This window comes from Aeromonas sp. s12 (assembly GCF_040907925.1).
Taxonomy (GTDB): Bacteria; Pseudomonadota; Gammaproteobacteria; order Enterobacterales; family Aeromonadaceae; genus Aeromonas; species Aeromonas veronii.
Genome location: NZ_JBFOCT010000003.1, coordinates 1 through 21,533 on the forward strand (window position 1 = coordinate 1; position 21,533 = coordinate 21,533).

Below are 21,533 nucleotides of genomic sequence, written 5' to 3' on the forward strand. Positions count from 1 at the left end.
CAAATTGTTAAAGAGCGTCACGCTTGTCGCGTTGAGGAGGCGCATATTACGCTTCTCACTTCGAAAGTCAAGCGATTGTTTTCGCTTTTCTTTCGACGCCCACTTCGCTAGGAAGCTGGCTCATCAGTTTGGCGTGTTCCGCCGTGCTGGTAGGGGCGCATTATAGGGAGCCGCGCTGCGATGACAAGACTTTTTTTGAAGAAAATCACGAAAATTTCAAATTATTCAATTAGAAACAGCTTATTCAGTGTATATATACAATGTTATCCACAATCCGGTTATTTCACTCCCATTTTAGCGTCATTTATGTCGCCTTCAGTGACCTTGGGAATGCCATACTGGAGCCGATAACCTCTCCCGAGTGGTCCATGGTAGCGCCAATCAGGAAAGCTGGTTACCATGGAGGTGAATATAGTGTTGCACCTTTTTTGCTTTCATTTACAAAAGGTCTTTTAAGATGAATTTATCCAAGTTTCCCGTATATATGCAGGCCGCAATCCTTGCTCTGGTATTGGCAGTGGTTGGCTACCTGGTTGCCCAGGCCCTGCAGTTCTCTTTGAAAGCGGAAGTGATTTTTGCAGCAGGTCTGGCCATCGGCGGTTTCGTGGTACCGCTGTTCCTGAAGCGAACCCCGGCTAATGTTGCCGAGTCGATCGCCAATCAGGAGACTTGCACCTTATATGTAGGCAACCTGCCCTATCGCGCCAATGAGATTGCAGTGCGCGAATTGTTTGCCGAACAGGGCCAGGTCATTTCCGTACGGTTGATGAAGGACAAGGCAACCGGCAAGCGCAGAGGTTTCGGTTTCGTGGAGATGCCCGCCGCCGATGCCGCCAAGGCGATTGCCGCTTTGAATGACAAAGAGTATCAGCAGCGCACCCTCAAGGTGCGTGAAGCGAATGACAAACGTGATAAAGAGGAAAGAGAAGGTAGCGAAACTGACGCCTAACCGCTCGTCAGTACTTCACCTCTTCCAGTGATGACAGCCCCCATGCTTGCAAGGGGGCTGTCAGTTTTTGAGCCTCCCCATCCAGCCGGGTACAGTAAGCCCTGGCAATTACCTCTTCTATATGTACAGGCTGCACGATGGCATGCCCGCCATTGTTCAGCAACCAGGCCACCCGTTTGGCAACGGCACTGCCCGAGTCAATAAGCTGACATTGCGGCATCAGTTGCCCAATCTCTTCATTGAGTAGCGGGAAGTGAGTGCAACCAAGCACCAGCGTATCCGGCTTCTCTTCCCCTTCCAGCCAATCGGCCAATACCTCGCGCAGTAGCGCCATATTGACCGGTAGGCCCGCCAGCTTGTGTTCGGCTTCTATGACCAGCTCGGTGGTGCCCTTGAGCAGCACCCGCTTGCCGGGAGCAAACTGGGCGATCAGTTCGTGGGTATAGTCGCGGCTGACGGTTCCCGGCGTAGCAAGCAGACCAATACAACCGTTGCGAGTCTGCGCGGCGGCGGGCTTGATGGCTGGCACCACCCCCACCACGGGAATATCCAGCGCCTCGCGCAGGGCCGGCAGCGCTATGGTGCTGGCCGTGTTGCAGGCAATCACCACCAGATCGATCTGATGACGGGCCACCATGGTGGTAACCAATCGGGTGCAGGCAGCAATCAGGGCGGGCTCGCTCAATTCACCATAGGGGAAGTTGGCATTGTCGAAGCAGTAGAAATAGTTGTGTGCCGGCAGAACGCGGCGGATCTCGCGGTAGATGGTCAGGCCACCCATACCGGAGTCGAACACGAGAATATTGGCCACTTGAGCTCCCCTTTGGTGCAAGGCGGCGATCATACTCCCGCCTGCAGCCAATAGAAAAGGCCCTGCCAATGGCAGGGCCCCTGATTTTTCCGCTTGGCCGGGTCCGGCTTAGAGTGAGTAATCCATTGTCACGTAGTAAGCGCGCTCATCGGCAGGGTAACCCACCGCCGTCTGATACTCCTTATCCAGCAGGTTGTTGATCTTGCCCGATACCTTGAGTGCCGGCGTCACCTTGTAGCCAACGGCCAGATTCCAGAGGCTGTAACCACCTAGTTCGGTGGTATTGGCCACATTGCCATAGCGCTCCCCCTGATAGATCCAGCTCAACGAGCCGTCAAACTGCTGCCACTGCGCCTGCGTAATCCACTTGGCCCCTTTGCGGGAGATCAGCTGCAACTGTTTATCGGTCACCTTGTCTTTGGGATCCTTGTACTCGGCAGAGACCCGATGACTCAACCAGCCGGTATCAAACTCCCCTTCCAGCTCGACCCCTTCAATGCGAGCCTTACCAACGTTTTGTGGTGATGACCCACCATTACCATTAGGGGCCCACTGGATCATCTGCTCGAAATCATTGCGATAACCGGTCATACGCCACTCGACACCCGCAGTTTGACCGTCAAGCATCAGCTCGCTGCTCTTCGACTCTTCCGGCTTCAGGTTGGGATTGCCAGAACCCGGATAGTAGAGATCGTTAAAGGTCGGGGCGCGGAAACCGGTACCGTAACGGGCACTCAGGCGGTAATCCTCCGCAAAGCGCCAGCCAGCGCCGGTCTGCCAGGTATTGTGGCGGCCATACTGTTCGTTGTCATCGCTACGGCCGCTCAGCTCACCCTGCCATATCTGGTTGTCAAACTGGGCCAGGGCATAGAGGCCGGTGTTGTCGCGCTCTTTGGCGTCGACCGGATACGTGGAGCCGGAGGAGCGGGAGCGATCATCCAGTCGATCACTCTGCCAATCGGCCCCGCCTCCCAGCGTCCAGCTCTCGTTCAATTTCAAGCTGTTGACCCAGTTCAGGCTGTACTGGCGGGTGTAGGTCCGGGTATTGGCCTGATCGCGGCCACTGTTGTCCTGATAGTCGTAGGCATCCTGTTTGGAGAAGGCGCCACGCAACTCACTCAGATAGCGATCATCGTGATAGCGTGACCCCAGCTGATAGCTCTGGTTTTCAGTCCAGGTCTCGTTGCGCTGATGGGTGGCAGGCCCCCAGGCGGAAGCCGCAGAAGAGCGGTCGTACTGGGCGACATTGCGGAACCAGCGGGTTGTACCGAACAGATCCCAATTGCTGCCGAGCGCCTGCTGGTAGTCCAGCATGGCGTTGTAGCCCTGATGCCCGTGACGGTCACCATCGTTGATGCCGGGCAAGGGGTGTACGTTGTAACCCTCTTCATCATCAAAACCGCCAGCCACCTTGAGCTGACCCGCCTCACCTACCTGGCTGGCACTACTGAAAGCGGCCTGACGCTGTTGATGGGAACCAGCACCGATATTGAACTTGTGCTGATTTGTCCCCTTGTCGGGACGGGTAATGATGTTGATCACCCCACCGATGGCGTCGGAGCCGTAGATGGTGGCGCGCGGGCCGCGGATATACTCGATCCGCTCGACCTGATTGAGTGGCAGATTGTTCAGTTCGGTCATCCCGGCGGTCAGGGAGGCACTGCGCACCCCATCCACCAGCACCAGCGTCTGGGAAGAGGTGCCACCACGCACCCGCAGCGAGCTGAGCTGGCCTCGGCCACCATTGCTGACAACTTCCACGCCGGGCAGGGTCTTGACCACATCGGTCACGGTCCGGGCTTGCAGACGATCGATCTCGTCCCGGGTCACCACATTGACCGGGGCCAGTACGCTGGAGGCAGGTTGGGCGACACGGGTAGCGGTCACCACCATGGTGGGATTGACGGGAATGGTCAGCTGCTGGGCAAACGCCGCCGTCGGCAACAGGGCAGCCGCCAGAAATTTCTTCGACATGAGAGATCCTTAAGTTCGCGTAAGTATCTACTTCGTAGCCGGTTTCTCTCGGCCCGAAATACGAACTCTGGCAGGTCTTCGGGCTCGGGGGCTGATGGCCTACGGCGACGGCTTCCCGCCTGACGGCAGTGCCCTGATGTCGCTTCGTTCCCCCTTACCGCTGCGCGCCAGCTCCGGATTCTCACCGGATTCCCTATTAAGCATGATGCGCCAAAGCGGGAGGATTATAGGCAGAGCCAAGCTGGATGTATAGCCATCCAGATTTCTATTTGTTACCCGCCAGCGCCGCCAGCCGCTGCTGGGCCCCCTCCATCACCGCCTGTACCCCGGGATGGGAGAGATGGCGCCCTGCCGAGACCAGATAGTAAGAGAGAGTGACGTCGGTGAGGGTCGCAATTCGCTCCACCCCGTAGAGGCGACCAATTTCGTCAGCCATCGCCAGCGGTGCCGGGAAGATCCCCATCCCCGCCTTGCCGAACGACTTCATCAGAGTGGAGTCATCAAACTGCCCCACCATATGGGGATGAATGCCCTGCTGGCGATACCAGGCCAGCAGCCGATCGTGGGTAGCCGATTTCTCTCCGGGAATAAGCAGCGGCAACCCCTCCAGCGAGGCGGGAAAGCCATCCCGCGCCCGCGCCGCCAGCTCCGGGCTGGCAAACAGCGCCAGCGGGGTTCGCCCCAGTTCGTGGTTGTAGCCGCGCACGCCGCTGTCGGGAGGGAGCGGGCGATCGATCAGCACCATATCCAGCTTGTGACGGGCCAGTTCGCTGAACAGCTGCTCGGCTCGCTCCTCGTGACACACCAGCCGCAGCGGCGTCGCCAGCGCCATGGCGGGGGCCAGCAGCTCGAACGCCAGAGTACGGGGTACCGAATCGGCGATCCCCACCTGCATTGTCAACTCTTGACTGGCGTGGCGCAGGGTGTGCTCCAGCTCGGCGCCGAGCGAGAAAATCGCCCCCGCCTGCTCCTGCGCCTGCCGTCCGGCAGCGGTCAGCACCAGACGCCGCCCCACCCGGTTGAACAGCGCCACCCCGAGTGACTGCTCCAGCTCGGCGACCTGACCGCTGATGGTCTGCGGCGTTAAGTGCAGCTGTTCGGCGGCCTGCGTCACGCTGCCGCAGCGCGCCACATGCCAGAAGTAGTAGAGCTGTTTGTAGTTGAGCATGCCGTCCCCAATCAGTTTTTACCGAACAACCATCAGTGAGAATCTGATTTTATCGAAACATTGCGGGCTCTAGCATGCAACCATTATCTGAACTGCCCTGCGAACCATCATGCTGGACGTTGTTGTACTCTTCTTTCTGTTTGGTCTGCTGGCCGGTCTGGTGCGCTCCGAGCTCAAGCTGCCGCCCGCCCTCTACGACACTCTCTCCCTCTTTTTGCTGCTGGCCATCGGCCTCAAGGGCGGCGTCGGTCTGGCCCAACAATCCCTGCAACCTCTGCTGCCACAACTGGCGCTGGTGATCCTGCTCGGCGTGGTGCAGACCCTGCTCGGCTTTGCCGTGCTGCGCCTCAAGATGAACCGGGTCGATGCCGCCGCCACCGCCGCCCACTACGGCTCGGTCAGCGTCGCTACCTTCGCAGTCGGAGTGAACTGGCTCACCGAACGGGGCATCAGCTTTGAATCCCAGCTTTCGATCTTCCTCGCGGTGATGGAGATCCCCGCCATTCTGGTAGGCATAGTGCTCGCCCGCGGCATCAGTCGCGAGACCCGCTGGCGCATGCTGGCCCACGAGACCTTCCTCGGCAAAGGGGTAACCCTGCTGCTGGGCGGCATGGCCATCGGCTATTTGGCTGGTCCGGACGGAATTGCCCCGCTCAAACCGCTGTTTGTCGACCTGTTCAAGGGGGCGCTGGCCCTGTTCCTGCTGGAGATGGGCCTCATCGTCGCCCGCCAGTGTCAGGATCTGCGCCGCCACGGCCTGTTCCTGCTCGGCTTCGCCCTGTTGATGCCGCTCGCCTCGGCGGGACTGGGGCTGGCGGCTGGCCAGCTGATGGGCCTCTCTCTCGGCGGCCTGACCTTGCTGGCTACCCTAGCGGCCAGCGCCTCCTATATTGCCGTGCCGGCTACCATGCGCATCGCCGTGCCTCAGGCCAACCCGGGGCTGTCCCTCAGCGCCGTGCTGGGGGTCACCTTCCCGTTCAACATCATGCTGGGGATCCCGCTCTACCACAGCTGGGCCCGCCACTTCACGGAGTAGCCACATGCAGACCGAGACCCGCACCCTGCTGACCGTCATTACGGAAGCCAATCTGGAGCCGACCCTGCTGCGCACCCTCACCCGCGAGGGGCTGCGCGGCTACACCATCACAGATGCCCGCGGCCGGGGGGATCATGGCGAGCGCAACGCCAGCTGGAGCGAGAGCGGCAACATCCGGCTGGAGGCGATCTGCAGTCGGGAGCAGGCAGAGCGGCTGCTGGCCCACCTGCAGAGTCGCTACTACCCCGACTACGCCATGATCGCCTTTCTGCAACCGGTCGAAATCGTGCGACCCGAGAAATTCTGAGCCGGCTTGCCGGCTCTTTTTGTTTACCAAAAGCAAACGTTTAACAGCAAGGAAAAAATACACATGAACACCCCTCCGCTGATCGGCCTGGTAATGGGCTCCGACTCCGACTGGCCCGTGCTGCAGGCCGCCGCCCGCATCCTCAAGGAGCACGGCGTGCCCTACGAGGCACAGGTGGTCTCGGCCCATCGCACCCCGGATCTGCTGTTCGAGTATGCCGCCACTGCCCGCGAGCGCGGCCTGCGCGCCATCATCGCCGGGGCCGGTGGTGCCGCCCACCTGCCGGGTATGGTCGCCGCCAAGACCACATTGCCGGTGCTGGGGGTGCCCATCCCCTCCCGTCATCTCAAGGGGATGGACTCCCTGTTCTCCATCGTGCAGATGCCCAAGGGGGTGCCGGTCGCCACCTTCGCCATCGGCGAGGCGGGGGCCGCCAACGCCGCCCTGTTCGCGGTCTCTCTGCTCTCGGTCGCCCGAGATGACGACGCCCCCCGCTACCGGCAGCAGCTCGACGACTTCCGTACCCACGAGCGCGACCGGGTGCTGGCGCTGCAACTGGAGGAGCCGACATGATAGTGCCACCCGCCACCCTCGGCATGCTGGGGGGCGGCCAACTTGGCCGCTACTTCGTGATGGCCGCCCACCGCCTCGGCTACAAGGTGGTGGTACTGGATCCCGATCCGGCCAGCATCGCCGGGGCCGCCGCCGATCATCATATTGTCGCCCCCTATGACGACACTGGTGCACTGGTCGAACTGGCCAGCCGCTGCGAGGCCATCAGCTGCGAGTTCGAGAATGTGCCCGCCACCACCCTCGCCCTGCTCGAAAAACAAAAGCCGGTGCGTCCGACCGCCAGCGCGGTGCGGGTCTGTCAGGATCGCCGAGAGGAGAAAGCCTTTCTGCGCGGGGCCAACATCCCGATCGCCCCCTATCTGGCACTGCTGCCGGAAGAGCCTATCCCCGCACAGGCCAGCGAACTCTTGCCCGCCATTCTCAAGACGGCCCGCGAGGGGTACGACGGCAAGGGACAGTGGCAAGTGAGTAATCTGGATGAGCTGGCGACGGCGCTGGCAGCCAGTGGCGTGCCCTGCGTGCTGGAAAAACGGCTGGCACTGGAGGGGGAATTCGCCCTGACCCTGGCCCGCAGTCCGAGCGGCGCCATCAGCGCCCTGCCGCTGGTGCAGAACTGGCACAGCGGCGGCATCCTCGATCAGACCCGCTCCCCGGCCAACGTGCCATCGCTGGAGCGCGAGGCCAAAGGGATCGCTGAGCGACTGATTGCCGCCCTCGATTACGTCGGGGTGCTGACGGTGGAGTTCTTTCTGGTGGAGGGGCGACTGCTGGTCAACGAGCTGGCACCACGCCCCCACAACTCGGGCCATCCCAGCCTCGACAATGCCGCATGCAGCCAGTTCGAGTTGCAGGTGCGGGCCCTGTGCAATCTGCCGCTGCCAGAGCAGATCGCCGTGCGCCCCGCCCTGTTAATCAACCTGCTGGGGGATCTCTGGCAAAACGGCACCCCCGACTGGGCCGCCCTGCTGGCGCTGCCCGGCCTGCATCTGCACCTCTATGGCAAGGGCGAACCCCGCCCCGGCCGCAAGATGGGCCATATCACGGTAACCGGTGACGACTGGCCAATGGTGGAAGAGAGCTGCCGTCAGGCCCGCCAGCTGCTGGGGTTGCCGCCGCGCTGATCGACCATCGGAAATGCAAAGACCCGGGCATGGCCCGGGTCTCTGTTTTTGCTTGCTGTGGCAGGGAGGCTTATCAGGCCCGCTCCACCGCTACCGGTGCCGGCAGGCGGATGGTGAGGGAGAGCACCAGCGCCACCACCAGCAATACCAGGATCAGGTGGAAGGTCGCCATAAAGCCGCCAAACAGGGAGGCCACGATGGAGCCGATGATGCTGCCCAGACCAAAGCCCAGATAGATGACGCCGTAGTTCTTGGTCAGGTTGTTGAGGCCGAAGAAGTCGCTCACCAGCGAGGGGTAAACGGTGATGGTGCCGCCGAAACTGAAGGCCACACAGGCCACCGCCACGAAGAACAGGTTGGCATTGAGCGGCACGAACAGCAGCAGCGCCATGCCCGCCAGGGTAATCAGCTGGGCGATAGTGATGACCCGGATGCGAGACATCTTGTCGGAGAGGATACCCAGCACCAGACGGCCACCCAGGTTTGCCATAGCGATGATGGCGACGGCATTGGCAGCCACCACTGCTGGCAGACCCACCATCTTCTCGCCGATATCCTTGGCCACGCCGATGACATAGAGGCCGCTCATGCAGGCGGTGAGGAACATCAGCGCCAGCATCCAGTACTGCGGCTTGCGCATCGCCTCGGCCAGAGTGAAGTCACGGCTCTCGCTCTGCTGCACGGAGGCGGCCTGCTTGGGCGCATCCTTCATCAGCATGCCACCCACCAGCACCATGGACATCGCAATCAAGCCCCACAGCTGGAAGGTGGTCTCAAGGCCGGAGCTGGAGAGCAGCAGCAGGTTGATGTATTTGAAACCGAGACTGCCGAGGCCATAGGCACCGATGGAGCAGGCGGAGATCAGCCCCTTGCGTTCCGGGAACCACTTCACGCAGTTGGAGAGGGTCATCAGGTAGCCGGTGCCATCGGCAAAACCGACCAGAATGCCTGCACAGAGGTAGAGCATCGCCAGATTGCTGGCGTGGGCGGTGAGGAAGAAGCCGATGCCGAGCAACACACCGGCGCCCAGGGTCACGTTGCGCACCCCGAATCGCTCCTGCAGCTTGCCCGCCATGGAGGAGGCGACCGCCAGCGAGAGGCTGAGCAGGCCGAAAGCGAAAGCGACCTGACTCACCGGCTCGTCCAGCTTGTCGGAGAGCTGGGCGTTGAACAGGCTCCAGGTGTAGACAGAACCCAGTGCAAACTGGGTGATGATGGTACCGATCAGTGTCAGGTACCGGGTGCGATTCAGATCGATGGTCATGATGCGTCTCGGTCGATGGCCTTAAGGAAACTGGGGCCACTATAGACAAGACGCTGTTCGCGCCGATCGATTAAGGCATGAAATGCAGATCGGCGGGAATGAATGACAATCAGAGCCGCATCAGCTGACGGAACGCCTTGATGTTGCTGCGACTGACCGGCACCTCGAACGGCAGATCATGGAGCCGTATGAGGTAGGTGCTGTTAAACCAGGGGACGATTTCGCGGATCTTGTTGATGTTGACGCAGTAGGAGCGGTGGCAACGGAAGAACCCCTCGGCCGGCAGGCGGCTGACAAACTCGCTGATGGTCATGGTCATCACGTAGCGATCATCGCGGGTGTAGACATAGGTGAGCTTCTCGTCGGCTTCCGCGTAGTAGATCTGCTCGCAGGGGGTGACGATGATGCGCTCCCCCTTCACCAGATTGACGGTGCGATTGTGGGGGCTGCTCCCCTCGCCGCTCGCCTCCCCTGTGGTGGCTGGTTGCGACTTGCCCGCATGCTCGAGCTTTTGCAGCAGATTGATGATGCGCGGCTCGTTGTAAGGCTTGAGGATGTAGTCGAACGCCTCCAGCTCGAACGCCTCCACCGCAAATTCCTTGTAGGCGGTGACGAAGACAATGTGGGGCGGATGACTCGACTTGTGCAGGTTCTTGGCCAGCAGCAGGCCGTCGATGGAGGGGATCTGGATATCCAGAAACACCACATCCACCTCGTGATCCTGCAGGTATTTGAACGCCTCCAGCCCATCCTCGAAGCTCGCCACTATCTCGATGGTGCTGTGCTGGTTCACCAGATAGATGAGCTCCTCACGAGCCAGATACTCGTCTTCCACTATGATCGCTTTCAGCATGACAACACCTCTCGCGGCACACACTTATCCTCAGCCATGATGGCACTCAGCATGGCATCGACTCCTGATCCGGCAGATAGAAACTCACTTCGGTACCCGGCTCCAGCCGCTTGAGGTGCAGGCCGTCACCATAGAGCAGCTTGACCCGCTGATGCACGTTCATCAGGCCGATGCTGCGGCTCTCCACCCGCCCGGCGGCCACTCCGTCGATCACCTCCTGACTGATGCCGTAACCGGTGTCCCGCACCGCCACCCGGATGCCGCCCGCCAGCTGCTTCACCTCGATGGTGACCCGGCCCGGCGCGCTGCGGGGCTGGATGCCGTGCAGAATGGCGTTTTCCACCAGCGGCTGCAACAACAGGCTCGGTACCTCGATATGCACGTCATCCACATCGAACACCACCTCCAGCTTGTCGCCAAAGCGGGCCTGCTCGATGGCCACGTAGTCGCGCACCTGCTGCAACTCCTCCTTGATGTCGATGAGGGTGTCACCCTTGTTGAGGTTGTAGCGCAGGTAATCCGCCAGATTGGCAATGAGCTGGCGCGCCTGCTGGGGCCGGATGCGGATCAGCGACGAGATGGCGTTGAGGGCATTGAACAGGAAGTGCGGGTTGATCTTGCTCTGCAGGGCGGTGAACTCCGCCTTGCGGGTCATCTCTTTCAACTGCTCGATGCGCGACACCTCCATCTGGGTGGAGATAAGCTGGGAGAGGCCGACCGCCATCTCCCGCAGCGAACTTGTGATGCTGTGGGTGCGGCGGTAGTAGATCTTGAGGGTACCGCTGACGGCGCCGTTCTCCCGCAGCGGAATAATGATGACCGAGTGGAAGTCGGCCAGATGGTACTGGCGCAGATCGTTATTGATGATGATCTGGTCGAGCAGCACCGCCTGCTGGGTCATGCCGCTGATGGCGTGGTGCTCATCCAGCTCGTAATAGTCCTTACCCACCCCGACATAGGCCAGCACGTCATGGGTATCTGTGATGGCCACCGCATCGGCGCTGATGTCGCGCCGGATCACATCGCACACCTGACTGAGGGAGTGGCGATCGATGTTCTGGAAGAAGGGCAGCGTCTTGTTGGCGATATCGAGCGCCAGCTTGGCCTGTTTGGCGGCAATCAGCTCCTTCTCGTCATCCAGATCCTGCACCAGCTTGATGATGAGGCCGATGCAGAGCGCCCCGGCAATCATCGGATAGGCGATGTGGTTAACGATCTCCACCCCGACTTCGTGGGGCTCGGTCAGCAGCCAGATTAGCAGCATGGTCAGCCCTTCGCAGAGCATCCCCGCCAGAATGCCGTAGAGCCAGAGTCGCGACTTGCGACAGCGCAGGTGCAGCCAGGTGGCGAGCAGACCGGCGATAATACTGGCGATAAGGCAAGGGATCGAGGTGTGACCATCCATATCGATGAGATAGCGGTGCAGACCGGAGATGACCCCGGCCGGAATGCCGACCCAGGGGCCAAACAAAATGCCGCCGGAGATGATGGCGATGATCCGCACGTTGATCAGCGCCCCCTCCACCGGAATGCCGGTGTAGGTACTGAACACCGCAAACAGGCCGAAGATGGAGGCCACCAGCACCAGCTCTGCCGGGGTGTGATCCCGCTTCTGGAACAGCCGCTGGAACGGCCGGGTGCGGGTCAGGAAGAAGAGGGTCATCAGCATCAGCGCTGCCCGCTCGAACACCGCCAACAACATCATCTGATTCTCAAGCATCTGCGCCCCCTTGCGGCAACCCAACCGATCACCATAACCCTGACCAATAAATCGGGGCCGGATAAACCAGCCCCTGTGACATCAACAGTACTGACCGGCCACCCAGCCGGAGGACCAGGCCCACTGGAAGTTGTAGCCACCAAGCCAGCCGGTCACGTCCACCACTTCGCCGATGAAATAGAGGCCGGGCACCTTGCGTGCCTCCATGGTCTTGGAGGAGAGCTCGTTGGTATCGACGCCGCCCAGGGTCACTTCGGCGGTGCGATACCCCTCGGTGCCGTTGGGCAGGATCTGCCAGTCACCCAGCAGATTGGCCACTGCTTCCAGCTCACGCTCGTTGTACTGACGCATCGGCTTGCTGACCAGCTGCCCCAGCTCCACCAGCTTGTCGACTAAACGCTTGGGCAGCTCGCGCCCCAGCACGGTTTTCAGCTCCTGCGCCGGGTGAGCCTGCGCCCATTCACGCAGGGCTGCCGGAATATCCAGCTCCGGCAACAGGTTGATGTGGATCTTCTCGCCGGCGTGCCAGTAGGAGGAGATCTGCAGGATGACGGGGCCGGAGAGGCCGCGGTGGGTGAACAGCATCGCCTCCTTGAAGCGGGTGCCATCCTCGGCGGTCACAGCTACCGGCAGGCTGATGCCCGCCAGATCGGCGAACGCCTCTTTCTCTGCCTGATGGAGGGTGAATGGCACCAGACCTGCGCGGGTCGGCAGCACCTTGAGGCCGAACTGCTCCGCCAGCTTGAAGCCATAAGGGGTCGCCCCCAGCTTGGGCATGGAGAGACCGCCGGTCGCCACCACCAGCGAGTGGCAGCCGATCTCCCCCTTGCTGGTCGTCAACACAAACCCTTCGTCCTGCTTGCTGACAGTGAGGATCTCGGTCTGGAACTGCAGGGTCACCCCGGCCCAGTCACATTCGGTGAGCAGCACATCGACGATATCCTTGGCACTCTCGAGACAGAACAGCTGCCCCAAGGTGCGCTCGTGATAGTTGATCCCGTGGCGATCCACCAGATCGATGAAGTCCTGCTGGGTGTAGCGGGCCAGCGCCGACTTGCTGAAGTGGGGATTTTCCGACAGGTAGGCGTGAGCGCCCGCCTGGTGGTTGGTGAAGTTGCAGCGGCCACCGCCACTGATGAGGATCTTGCGGCCCGGCTTCTTGGCGTTGTCGAGCACCAGCACGGAGCGGCCACGGTAGCCCGCCTGCGCCGCACACATCAATCCGGCCGCACCGGCCCCGATCACCACCACATCGACCTGCTTCATCATCACTCACTTATCAAAATAGAAACGGCACCTGGCCAGAACCGTGATTACCTCTGGCTGACATAACAACGGTGACTCCGCACCAGAATAAACAACGGCCCTTAAAAGGGCCGTTATTGTACTGGCTGAACACTAAGTGTCCACGACTATCAGGCGTTGCTGTCCATGATGCTGGCCGGGGCGCCCTTGGCCAGTTCGGCCAGCTCCTTGTCGATGAAGTAGAGGCCTTTGCCATCTTCACCCACCAGACCCAGACGGTCGACGATGCTCTTGAACAGCTTCTCCTCTTCATGCTGCTCAGCCACATACCACTGCAGGAAATTGAAGGTGGAGTAGTCCTGGGTAGTGAAGGCTACGTGGGCCAGCCCATTGATGCACTTGGTGATGTGGTACTCGTGCTCCAGGGTGGTACGGAACACGTCGCCCAGCGACTTGAACTCGTGGGGAGGGGCATCGATGGCACCCAGTTTTGGCATGGCACCGGTCTCGCTCACGTAGGTGAACAGACGCTCCATGTGCTGGCGCTCCTCGACCGCGTGCTGACGCAGGAAGGTCGCCGCCCCCTCAAAGCCCTTGTCTTCGCACCAGGCGCTCATCTGCAGATAGAGATTGGAGGAGTAGAACTCCAGGTTAATCTGCTCGTTCAACTTCTCGATCATGGCTTGGGCCAGCATCTTGTTTCTCCTCAGTGATTTGGTATCGATTGTCGCCACACTCCCGCCGCGAATCAACCCGCCAACGAGAGGGAGATCCCGTTTCTTTCAGCTCAGGGGGTCAGCTCCCCAAGGGAGGCGACATCCACCGGCGCAGCATAATCGACGCCCGGCAGCTCGAAGCCGTTGAGCTGCATGAAATCCTGCCGCAGCCCGGCAAAGTCCCCCAGCGCGTGGAAATTGTCCGGCGTCACCTTGGGCCAGAGCGCCGAGACGGCGGCCTGAATGGCCGGATCGAGCTCGTGGTCATCCATCCGGATCAGCCGGTTACCATCGGCCACCACCCCATTGGGCCCGTACATCTTGGCGGCAAACAGTCGCTGCATCTGCTCGATGCAGCCCTCATGGACGCCGCGCTCCTTCATCACCCCCATCAACAAGCCGAGATAAACCGGCAGCACAGGAATATAGGCGCTCGCCTTGGTCACCAGCGCCTTGCAGACCGACACCCAGGCATGGCCACCAATCTCGGCCAGTTGCAGGTTGATGGTCTCGGCGGTGGCGTGCAGATGCTCCTTGGCATAACCGATGGTGCCATCGCGATAGAGGGGATAGGTGGATTCCGGGCCGATGTAGGAGTAGGCGACGGTCTGCGCACCGGGGGCGAGACAATCGGCCTGCTGCAGTGCCTGCATCCAGAGCTGCCAATCCTCGCCGCCCATCACGGTGACGGTATCGCGGATCTCCTCCGGCGTGGCAGGTGCCAGCGACTGCTGCACCAGCGTATTGCGCTCCAGATCCAACCCCCAACCGCTGAACGGCTGGCCGGTGGTCTTGAGCACCGAACGCACTTGCGTGCCATCGGGCAGCACCCGGATGCCGCTCGCGAGCGAATAGATCACCAGATCCGCCTGCCCAAGCTGCTGGCGGATGGTATCGATGGCCTGCTGGCGCATGCCATCGGAGAAGGCATCGCCGATCAGGTTGATGGCGATACGCCCCTCCTGCTCCGCCTCCTTGCGAAACCAGATGTTGTTGTACCAACCGGCGCTGCCCAATCCTTTGTCGGAAGGGCCACGCTCGAAGGAAATGCCGATAGTGTCGGCACCGGCCCCAAAGGCGAGCGCAATGCGCGACGCCAGCCCGAACCCGGAGGAGGCCCCCAGCACCAGCACCCGCTTGGGGCCGTTGAACGGGCCAGCAGCCTTGATCCGTTCGATCTGCTGCTGCACGGCGGCGCGACAGCCGATGGGGTGACAGTTGCGGGCAACACAACCTTGAATCTGGGGATGAATGATCATGGGAAGGCCTCCAAAGAAACTGGCTACAGCATAACCAAATCGAAGGAGATTAACTTGATGCCGGATCGCTATCAGTCAGAAAAGCCGCAGGAAATGAGGCAGAAAAACAAAAGGGAGCACGTGGCTCCCCAAAGCGGTATTCAGATGCTTTTTGTTGTTTTGTGTTCATTGCGAAGCACGGGCCCATCCTATGCCTCTCCCCCCTGATCGGCAAGCCGGGGGGTGTGACCGGCGTCAAACTCTTGTTTAATTTATAGGCAAATAGTGGTTAATAACTGAGTGGCTGACACTGTGTCACACGTCATTAAACTCATTTAAATCCCAAAACTGTGCCTGAGGCACCATTTTAGTTTCAGCAGAGATTGGTATAGTGGGCTGAAGGATCGGTAAGGAGAACCCCCATGAGTGGAACAACCTATTACAAGCATATTCTGGCCGCGATCGACCTCTCTGAAGATAACCGCAAGGTGATCGACAAGGCGGTGGACAGAGCCCGCTCCAACGGCGCCAAGCTGTCGGTTATCCATGTCGATGTGGACCTCAAGGATCTCTACACCGAGATGATCGATATCGACATCGACAACGTGCAGGATCAGGTGATCGCCGAAGCGAAAGAGAAGCTGGAGGCATTTCTGGCCTCGGTGGACTATCCCATCGAGAAGAAGCTGGTGATCTGCGGCGATCTGAGCGAGCGGGTCAATCAGGCGGTCAAGGAGTACGAGATCGACCTGCTGGTGTGCGGCCATCGCCAGAGCTTCTGGAGCCTGCTCACCTCCAGCGCCCGTCAGCTGATGAATACGGTGCCCTGCGATCTGCTGGTCGTCCCCTTGCAGAAGTAATGAAACCGGCGTAGTTTGATTTGCTATGAACATGACCGCATTCAATCACAACTACTGGTGGTGCTACTCCTAAACAGGCGGCACCGCGTTTCTATTGTAAATTTCCCAAAGAAAACACCGTGACCGCCGAGAGGCGGTCAACTGTTTTTATCCCTTTGTCGCCTCCCGGCTCACCCAACTGGAGAGAGTGACATGCACAACCCCGTAATCCTGACTGGCGATCGTCCCACCGGCAAACTGCACATCGGCCACTATGTCGGCTCCCTGCGCCAGCGCGTCGACGCCCAGCACCACTACCGTCAATTCGTGATGATCGCCGACTTGCAGGCGCTGACCGACAACGGCCACAACCCGGCCAAAGTGACCGACAACGTACTGGAGGTGATGGCCGACTATCTGGCGGTCGGCCTCGACCCGGCCAAGACCACCTTCTGTTTGCAGAGCGCCCTGCCCGCCCTCACCGAGCTCACCTGCTACTACCTCAATCTGGTCAGCGTCGCGCGGCTGGAGCGCAACCCCACCGTCAAGGCGGAGATCCAGCAAAAAGGGTTTGAACGCACGCTGCCGGCCGGTTTTCTGGTCTATCCGGTGAGTCAGGCCGCCGACATCACCGCCTTTCGCGCCAGCCATGTGCCGGTCGGGGAAGATCAGCTGCCAATGCTGGAGCAGACCAACGAGATCGTCCGCCGCTTCAACTCGCTGGTAGGCAAAGAGGTGCTGACCGAATGCCAACCGATCCTGAGCGACACCGGCCGCCTGCCCGGCATCGACGGCAAGGCCAAGATGTCCAAATCCCTCGGCAACACCATAGAGCTCGGCATGTCGGTGGAAGAGGTCAAACAGGCGGTGTTCGCCATGTATACCGACCCCAACCACCTCAAGGTGAGCGATCCGGGTCAGGTGGAGGGAAATACGGTGTTCGCCTATCTCGATGCCTTCCATCCCGACAAGGCGCTGGTCGCCGAGATGAAGGCCCACTACCGGTGCGGCGGACTAGGGGACATGCGCTGCAAGCAGGTGCTCAATGACTGCCTGCAAACCCTGCTCGCCCCGATGCGGGAGCGCCGGGCCGCGGCTATCGCCGACAAGAAGATGCTGCTGGAACTGCTCTATCAGGGCACTGAGCAGGCCCGCATCATCACCGATGAGGTATTGGCGGAGGTGAAAAGCGCCATGGGGCTCGACTACTTCGCCAGCATCCGCTGAGCGGGGGTCCCGAGCGCATCGTCGCCGTAGAGGTCGAACACCAGCTGGTGCAACAGGCTCTTGAACCAGCCGATCGCCTCGTCATGGGCGGTCAGCGGGTGCCCCGCCATCAGGTAGACGATGGGGATGGCGGGGTCGAGCTGGTGCATCCGCAGCGGGTAGTAGCGGCAGAAGTGGCGCCCGATCATCTCGGGCACCACCACCAGATAGCGGCCGGTCGCCATCAGCGGCGGCACCGCCATAAAGCTCGGCAACCGCACGCCCAGCTCCCGCTCCACCCCGAAACGGGCCAGCCAGAGCTCCACCATCGCCTGACTGTGACCCCAGCTGGAAGTGTGGATGTGGGGACGGCTCACCAGCTCGACCGGAGTCAGCAGATCGGGCAATTCGCTGCCGAGCGGCGACAGGCAGACCAGCGGGTTGTTGAACCACTCCTCCCTCCACAAGCGCGGTGAGAGATGATTCGCCCCGGCGAAACCGATCACCAGATCCAGCTCCCCCTTCTCCAGCTCTCGCTCGTAGTTGCTGTCGGCCAGCTCGCACACCTCAAGCCGACAGTGAGGGGCCTGCCGATGGAGCCTCTCCACCAGCACCGGCACCAGCCCGTGCTCCACCGAGCCCGGGGTAGCGATACGGAAAATCCGCCGTGCAGTGGCGGGATCAAACCCCTTGGCCTGCCGCAATCCCTGCTCCAGCATCGCCAGCGCCTGGCGCACCGGCCCGGCCAGCGCCTTGGCTCGCTCGGTCGGCATCATCTCGCGCCGACTCATCACGAACAGCGGATCATCCAGCGCCACCCGCAGCCGCCCCAAGGCGTGACTGACGGTGGATTGAGAGAGATGCAGCCGTTCGGCGGCACGGGTGACATTGCGCTCCTGCATCAGCATGTCGAATACAGCGAGCAGGTTGAGGTCGAGACGGGCGAGCGAGCTATCCATCGATATTAGCCATAGTTAAATGCCAACAATTCATTTTTACCATAGTAACAGATTGCCTAGAATGCGCTGGCTTAATACATCGGAGATTCAAATGCGTAGCTATCTGTTATTGCTGGCCATTGGCCTGCTGTGGGGTTCCCAGTTCATTTTCATGCACCAGGCCGTTGCCGAGTTGCCCCCCATTCTGGTGGCTGCCGGTCGTGCCCTGTGCGGCAGCCTGACCCTGGGTCTGCTCTGCCTGTTCATGCGGCTCAAGAGTGAGCACACCCCGTGGCGCACCTATATGCTGATCGCCCTGCTGGATGCCACCATCCCCTTCATCATGGTCGCCTGGGGTCAACAGTATGTGGATAGCGCCATCGCCGCCGTGGTCATGGGTTGTATCCCGTTTGTCACCATTCTGGCTGCACCGCTGTTTATTTCTGGTGAAAGAATCACCAAAACCGGCCTGCTTTCCGTGATCATCGGCTTTGCCGGTGTGCTCACCCTGTTCTGGCCGAAACTCTCCCAGGGCATGAACGCCGGTCTGCTTGGTGCCATGGCCATCCTGCTGGGTGCCAGCTGCTTCGCCATCGGCCTGCTGATGATCAAGCGCTTCGCCAAGGACCATCCGGTCGTGGTCGCCCGCAATATCCTGATCTCCTCGGCAATCCAGTTGCTGCTGGTCGCCCCCTTCATGGTTGACCTCGGCAGCCTGACCCTGCCGAGCACCCAGGCCCTGAGTGCGATCACCGTGCTGGGTACCCTCTGTACCGGTCTGGTCTACTTCCTCTACATGGCGCTGATCCAGAAGGCCGGCCCGACGTTCGCCTCCTTCAGCAACTATCTGGTGCCGCTGTTCGGCGTGATGCTGGGTGCCCTGTTCCTCGGCGAGCAGATCCACCCCACCACCGGCGTGGCCTTGGCCCTGATCCTCGGCTCGGTCGCCATGAACCAGTGGGCGCAACAGCGTCGCATGCAGCGCGAGGTCTCCCTATGTCAGGCATCCTGACCACACTGTGCGGTGGTCTGGTACTGATTGCCGGCTGGCAGTATCGCCAGCGGCTGGCCGGGATCCTGGGCCTGCTGATGGTACTGCTGCCCTGGTTCTTCGATAGCAAGCTGCAAGCCATGCTGAGCTATGCCCTGAATGCCTGAAGTCCATCTCTGAATGTGTGACGAGAGTCTATCTCTCCTGTTTTTGGGACTGTTTTAAAAAACCTCCGATTTGTCCCCCGCTACCGGCGCTCTGCGCCGGTTTTTTTATACCTGCCAGCCGGCGTCAGATCAGATAGCGATAGCTGAGTCGCTCGTTCTTGCGCGGCCCGGTGATCTGCCAGCTCAGCAAGAAACCGCCGTCTATCTCGGTCAACTCGGCACTGTAGTGATCCGCCCCGCACAGATGGGGCTCGGCGGTCAGCCAGCGGCCATCCCCCTGCGGCAGCAGCTCGAACAGCTCGACCGGCGCTTGATAACGCAGATGGGAGAGACGGATCCCTCGCGCACTGCGCTGCCACCAGAAGCGGTTGTGCATGGCGAGTTCCCTTCCATGAGGCGTGATGTAACGGCCCTGCTCGTTAAACCGCCAGCCTCCCTGATGATCGGTCACCTGCACACGCCCCTCGCCGCGACCATTCCAGTCGGTCGCCGACCCCTCGCTATTGCTGGCGGTAAAGGAAAATGCTCCGACCTGTGGCAATCGCCCCCATAAACGCTGGATTGCCGCTTCCATCTCGGCCATCATAGCCCCCTTAAAATTGACAACTGATGATAAATCAAACACATGAACTACTTGATAGGGGTCACCCTGCTCTGGTCATTCTCCTTCAGCCTGATCGGGGTCTACCTCGCTGGTCAGGTCGATGCCTACTTCTCGGTGCTGACCCGCATCGCCCTCGCCAGTCTGGTGTTTCTCCCCTTCCTGCGCCGCCGCTGGCTGCGCCCCGATCTGGCGGCCAAGCTGATGGCGCTGGGCGCCATCCAGCTCGGCATCATGTATCTCTTCTACTACCACTCCTTCCTGCTGCTGACGGTGCCGGAAGTACTGGTCTTTACCATCTTCACCCCCATCTACGTCACCCTGCTTCACGATCTGCTGGAGGGGCGCTTCAAGCCCACCTATCTGTGGGGCGCCCTGCTGGCGGTGCTCGGGGCTGCCGTCATCCGCTTCGACGGCCTGACCGAAAGTTATGTGCTGGGATTTCTGGTGGTGCAGGGGGCCAACCTCTGTTTCGCGCTGGGTCAAGTGGGCTACAAGGTACTGCTGGCAAGGGAGGCGGAGCAACCGCCGCAACTGGCGGTGTTCGGCTGCTTCTATCTGGGAGCGCTGGTGATCGCACTGCCCGCCTGGTGCCTACTGGGCAAGCCGCAATACCCAACATCAGGGTTGCAGTGGGGCATTCTGCTCTGGCTGGGGGTGGGTGCCTCCGGCCTCGGCTACTTCCTCTGGAACAAGGGGGCGACGCTGGTCACCAGCGGGGTGCTCGCCATCATGAACAATGCGCTCATTCCGGCCGGCTTGCTGGTCAATCTGCTGCTCTGGGGCAAGGATACCGACCTGACCCGGCTGACCATCGGCGGCCTGCTGATGCTGGCCTCGCTCTGGATCTGCCAGCGTGACAAGCGCAGCCAACCCTGACCTCACTCAGCCGACAACGGTGTTGTGCTCCCGTCTGGCCTGACTGTGACAGCTGGCCAGCCGGGCCAGCAGATGATCGAGCTGCTCGCCAGCCTGACTCTGCACCAGCCCGATGCTGACGGTGACCGGCCGCTGTGACAACAGGCTGGCATCGGCAATCTCGAGGCGCAGCCGCTCGGCGATCTCCAGCGCACTCATCCGCTCGGTCTGGGAGAGCATCAGGATAAAACCGTCCTCATCCCAGCGGGCGAAGGGATCTTCCCGCCGCAGCTCGTGGCGCACGATACGCGCCAGCTTGGCCAGCATGGCATCGCAAGCCGCTTCGCCAAACAACTGCTGGATTTTGGCCATGTGATCGACCGAAAACTGCAGCAGACTGAAAGTGCCGCTCTCGGTCGCCAGCCGCTCTTCAAGCAGTTGCTCGAAACGGCCACGGCTCTCCAGTCCGGTCAGCGGATCGGTGCCATGTCGCTCCTCCACCAGCACGGCAGCGGGATCGAGGTGACGGACGACCCCCAGCAGATAACCCCGCTCATCACGACGCATCCGCTCTTCCAGCCGGATGTAGTGACCGTGATGATGCAGAATGCGGTATTCGAGGCGCAGACCGCTGCTGCGGCCGCTCTGGCAGGCGAGCAGGGCATCTTCCAGCCGGGCAACATCGTCGGGATGCACCCGATCCAGCCAGCCGAGATCATCCGGCCAGCACTCTCCCAATCCCAACAGGCGCAGGCAGGAGGGATCACGCTGCAGACCATGTTGGGCTGACCAGCTCCAGATCCCCGCCTCCAGCAGCGCCATGGCATCAGACAGCAGACCCGGATCAAGTCGGGCAGTCACATCGACCAAAGGTGTCTTGAGCATTTCCATGGGGCGCCTCGAAACAGGATCTGAATACCTGCTCAATAAGTAACATTGGCGTTCACGCCGAGCAACA

Annotated in this window: 22 protein-coding genes and 1 riboswitch; of the genes, 10 read left to right on the plus strand and 12 right to left on the minus strand. The window is 60.9% G+C overall.

All coding sequences use genetic code 11. The features are described 5' to 3' along the window. Positions 1–457 precede the first annotated feature (457 nt). Entirely contained in the window at positions 458–949 is a 492-nt protein-coding gene (locus tag AB5Y67_RS00015; RefSeq protein ID WP_005339200.1) for an RNA-binding protein, read from the plus strand. Positions 950–956: 7 nt separating this feature from the next. Here the strand turns inward: AB5Y67_RS00015 and murI are convergent, their stop codons facing one another. From murI to AB5Y67_RS00030, 3 genes are all read right to left on the minus strand, one after another. Further along, on the minus strand, positions 957–1,760 hold the full coding sequence (murI, locus tag AB5Y67_RS00020; RefSeq protein ID WP_199428019.1) for a glutamate racemase: 804 nt from the start codon (positions 1,758–1,760) through the stop codon (positions 957–959). Positions 1,761–1,868: 108 nt separating this feature from the next. Further along, a complete protein-coding gene (locus tag AB5Y67_RS00025; protein ID WP_199428018.1) occupies positions 1,869–3,734 on the minus strand; it encodes a TonB-dependent receptor in 1,866 nt (621 codons plus the stop codon). A 51-nt stretch (positions 3,735–3,785) separates the two neighbouring features. Further along, a riboswitch (cobalamin riboswitch) is annotated at positions 3,786–3,964 on the minus strand. A 35-nt stretch (positions 3,965–3,999) separates the two neighbouring features. Further along, positions 4,000–4,902, minus strand: coding sequence for a LysR family transcriptional regulator (locus AB5Y67_RS00030; RefSeq protein WP_199428017.1), 903 nt, complete (start codon positions 4,900–4,902; stop codon positions 4,000–4,002). Between the two features lie 109 nt (positions 4,903–5,011). On the opposite strand from AB5Y67_RS00030, the gene AB5Y67_RS00035 reads away from it, so the two are divergent. From AB5Y67_RS00035 to AB5Y67_RS00050, 4 genes are all read left to right on the plus strand, one after another. Then, a complete protein-coding gene (locus AB5Y67_RS00035) occupies positions 5,012–5,938 on the plus strand; it encodes a sodium-dependent bicarbonate transport family permease (RefSeq protein ID WP_005342109.1) in 927 nt (308 codons plus the stop codon). A gap of 4 nt (positions 5,939–5,942) precedes the next feature. Further along, the gene (locus AB5Y67_RS00040; RefSeq protein WP_005321666.1) at positions 5,943–6,245 is read left to right on the plus strand and encodes a hypothetical protein; all 303 of its coding nucleotides are present in this window, start codon (positions 5,943–5,945) and stop codon (positions 6,243–6,245) included. A 63-nt stretch (positions 6,246–6,308) separates the two neighbouring features. Beyond that, the gene (purE, locus tag AB5Y67_RS00045; protein ID WP_042054387.1) at positions 6,309–6,818 is read left to right on the plus strand and encodes a 5-(carboxyamino)imidazole ribonucleotide mutase; all 510 of its coding nucleotides are present in this window, start codon (positions 6,309–6,311) and stop codon (positions 6,816–6,818) included. Continuing rightward, on the plus strand, positions 6,815–7,939 hold the full coding sequence (locus AB5Y67_RS00050) for a 5-(carboxyamino)imidazole ribonucleotide synthase (protein WP_199428016.1): 1,125 nt from the start codon (positions 6,815–6,817) through the stop codon (positions 7,937–7,939). Before purE ends, AB5Y67_RS00050 begins: the two co-directional genes overlap by 4 nt. Before the next feature lie 73 nt (positions 7,940–8,012). On the opposite strand, the gene AB5Y67_RS00055 is transcribed toward AB5Y67_RS00050, so the two are convergent. The 6 genes from AB5Y67_RS00055 to fabV all read right to left on the minus strand — a co-directional run bounded on the left by AB5Y67_RS00055 (position 8,013) and on the right by fabV (position 14,996). After that, positions 8,013–9,203, minus strand: a complete 1,191-nt coding sequence (locus tag AB5Y67_RS00055; protein WP_005339218.1) for an MFS transporter — start codon at positions 9,201–9,203, stop codon at positions 8,013–8,015. 109 nt (positions 9,204–9,312) lie between these two features. Beyond that, entirely contained in the window at positions 9,313–10,056 is a 744-nt protein-coding gene (locus AB5Y67_RS00060; protein ID WP_005355708.1) for a LytTR family DNA-binding domain-containing protein, read from the minus strand. A gap of 46 nt (positions 10,057–10,102) precedes the next feature. Further along, positions 10,103–11,776, minus strand: a complete 1,674-nt coding sequence (locus tag AB5Y67_RS00065; protein WP_199428015.1) for a sensor histidine kinase — start codon at positions 11,774–11,776, stop codon at positions 10,103–10,105. Between the two features lie 81 nt (positions 11,777–11,857). Further along, positions 11,858–13,042: an NAD(P)/FAD-dependent oxidoreductase gene (locus tag AB5Y67_RS00070; protein WP_368207557.1), complete on the minus strand. Its 1,185-nt coding sequence runs from the start codon at positions 13,040–13,042 to the stop codon at positions 11,858–11,860. Between the two features lie 149 nt (positions 13,043–13,191). Further along, positions 13,192–13,716, minus strand: coding sequence for a non-heme ferritin (ftnA, locus tag AB5Y67_RS00075; protein ID WP_005339225.1), 525 nt, complete (start codon positions 13,714–13,716; stop codon positions 13,192–13,194). Between the two features lie 92 nt (positions 13,717–13,808). Further along, on the minus strand, positions 13,809–14,996 hold the full coding sequence (fabV, locus tag AB5Y67_RS00080; protein WP_199428014.1) for an enoyl-ACP reductase FabV: 1,188 nt from the start codon (positions 14,994–14,996) through the stop codon (positions 13,809–13,811). Positions 14,997–15,397: 401 nt separating this feature from the next. Here fabV and AB5Y67_RS00085 point away from each other — a divergent pair, with 401 nt between their 5' ends. Together AB5Y67_RS00085 and trpS are read left to right on the plus strand one after the other, a co-directional pair. Continuing rightward, a complete protein-coding gene (locus tag AB5Y67_RS00085) occupies positions 15,398–15,835 on the plus strand; it encodes a universal stress protein (protein ID WP_005339229.1) in 438 nt (145 codons plus the stop codon). A 192-nt stretch (positions 15,836–16,027) separates the two neighbouring features. Then, the gene (trpS, locus tag AB5Y67_RS00090) at positions 16,028–17,041 is read left to right on the plus strand and encodes a tryptophan--tRNA ligase (protein ID WP_199428013.1); all 1,014 of its coding nucleotides are present in this window, start codon (positions 16,028–16,030) and stop codon (positions 17,039–17,041) included. Here the strand turns inward: trpS and AB5Y67_RS00095 are convergent. Then, positions 17,020–17,979, minus strand: coding sequence for a LysR family transcriptional regulator (locus tag AB5Y67_RS00095; protein ID WP_199428012.1), 960 nt, complete (start codon positions 17,977–17,979; stop codon positions 17,020–17,022). The two genes, trpS and AB5Y67_RS00095, sit on opposite strands and share 22 nt — an antisense overlap. Before the next feature lie 91 nt (positions 17,980–18,070). Here AB5Y67_RS00095 and AB5Y67_RS00100 point away from each other — a divergent pair, with 91 nt between their 5' ends. Both AB5Y67_RS00100 and AB5Y67_RS00105 read left to right on the plus strand, forming a co-directional pair. Then, on the plus strand, positions 18,071–18,970 hold the full coding sequence (locus tag AB5Y67_RS00100; protein WP_005357113.1) for a DMT family transporter: 900 nt from the start codon (positions 18,071–18,073) through the stop codon (positions 18,968–18,970). After that, entirely contained in the window at positions 18,955–19,116 is a 162-nt protein-coding gene (locus AB5Y67_RS00105; protein WP_005339236.1) for a hypothetical protein, read from the plus strand. The genes AB5Y67_RS00100 and AB5Y67_RS00105 overlap by 16 nt, the downstream gene beginning before the upstream one ends. Before the next feature lie 124 nt (positions 19,117–19,240). On the opposite strand, the gene AB5Y67_RS00110 is transcribed toward AB5Y67_RS00105, so the two are convergent. Beyond that, the gene (locus tag AB5Y67_RS00110; protein ID WP_199428011.1) at positions 19,241–19,702 is read right to left on the minus strand and encodes a DUF6314 family protein; all 462 of its coding nucleotides are present in this window, start codon (positions 19,700–19,702) and stop codon (positions 19,241–19,243) included. A 39-nt stretch (positions 19,703–19,741) separates the two neighbouring features. On the opposite strand from AB5Y67_RS00110, the gene AB5Y67_RS00115 reads away from it, so the two are divergent. Continuing rightward, the gene (locus tag AB5Y67_RS00115) at positions 19,742–20,596 is read left to right on the plus strand and encodes a carboxylate/amino acid/amine transporter (protein ID WP_368207554.1); all 855 of its coding nucleotides are present in this window, start codon (positions 19,742–19,744) and stop codon (positions 20,594–20,596) included. Positions 20,597–20,602: 6 nt separating this feature from the next. Here AB5Y67_RS00115 and AB5Y67_RS00120 read toward each other — a convergent pair whose 3' ends face one another. Further along, complete coding sequence (locus AB5Y67_RS00120) at positions 20,603–21,466, minus strand: sensor domain-containing diguanylate cyclase (RefSeq protein ID WP_040069586.1); 864 nt, start codon at positions 21,464–21,466, stop codon at positions 20,603–20,605. Positions 21,467–21,533 lie beyond the last annotated feature (67 nt).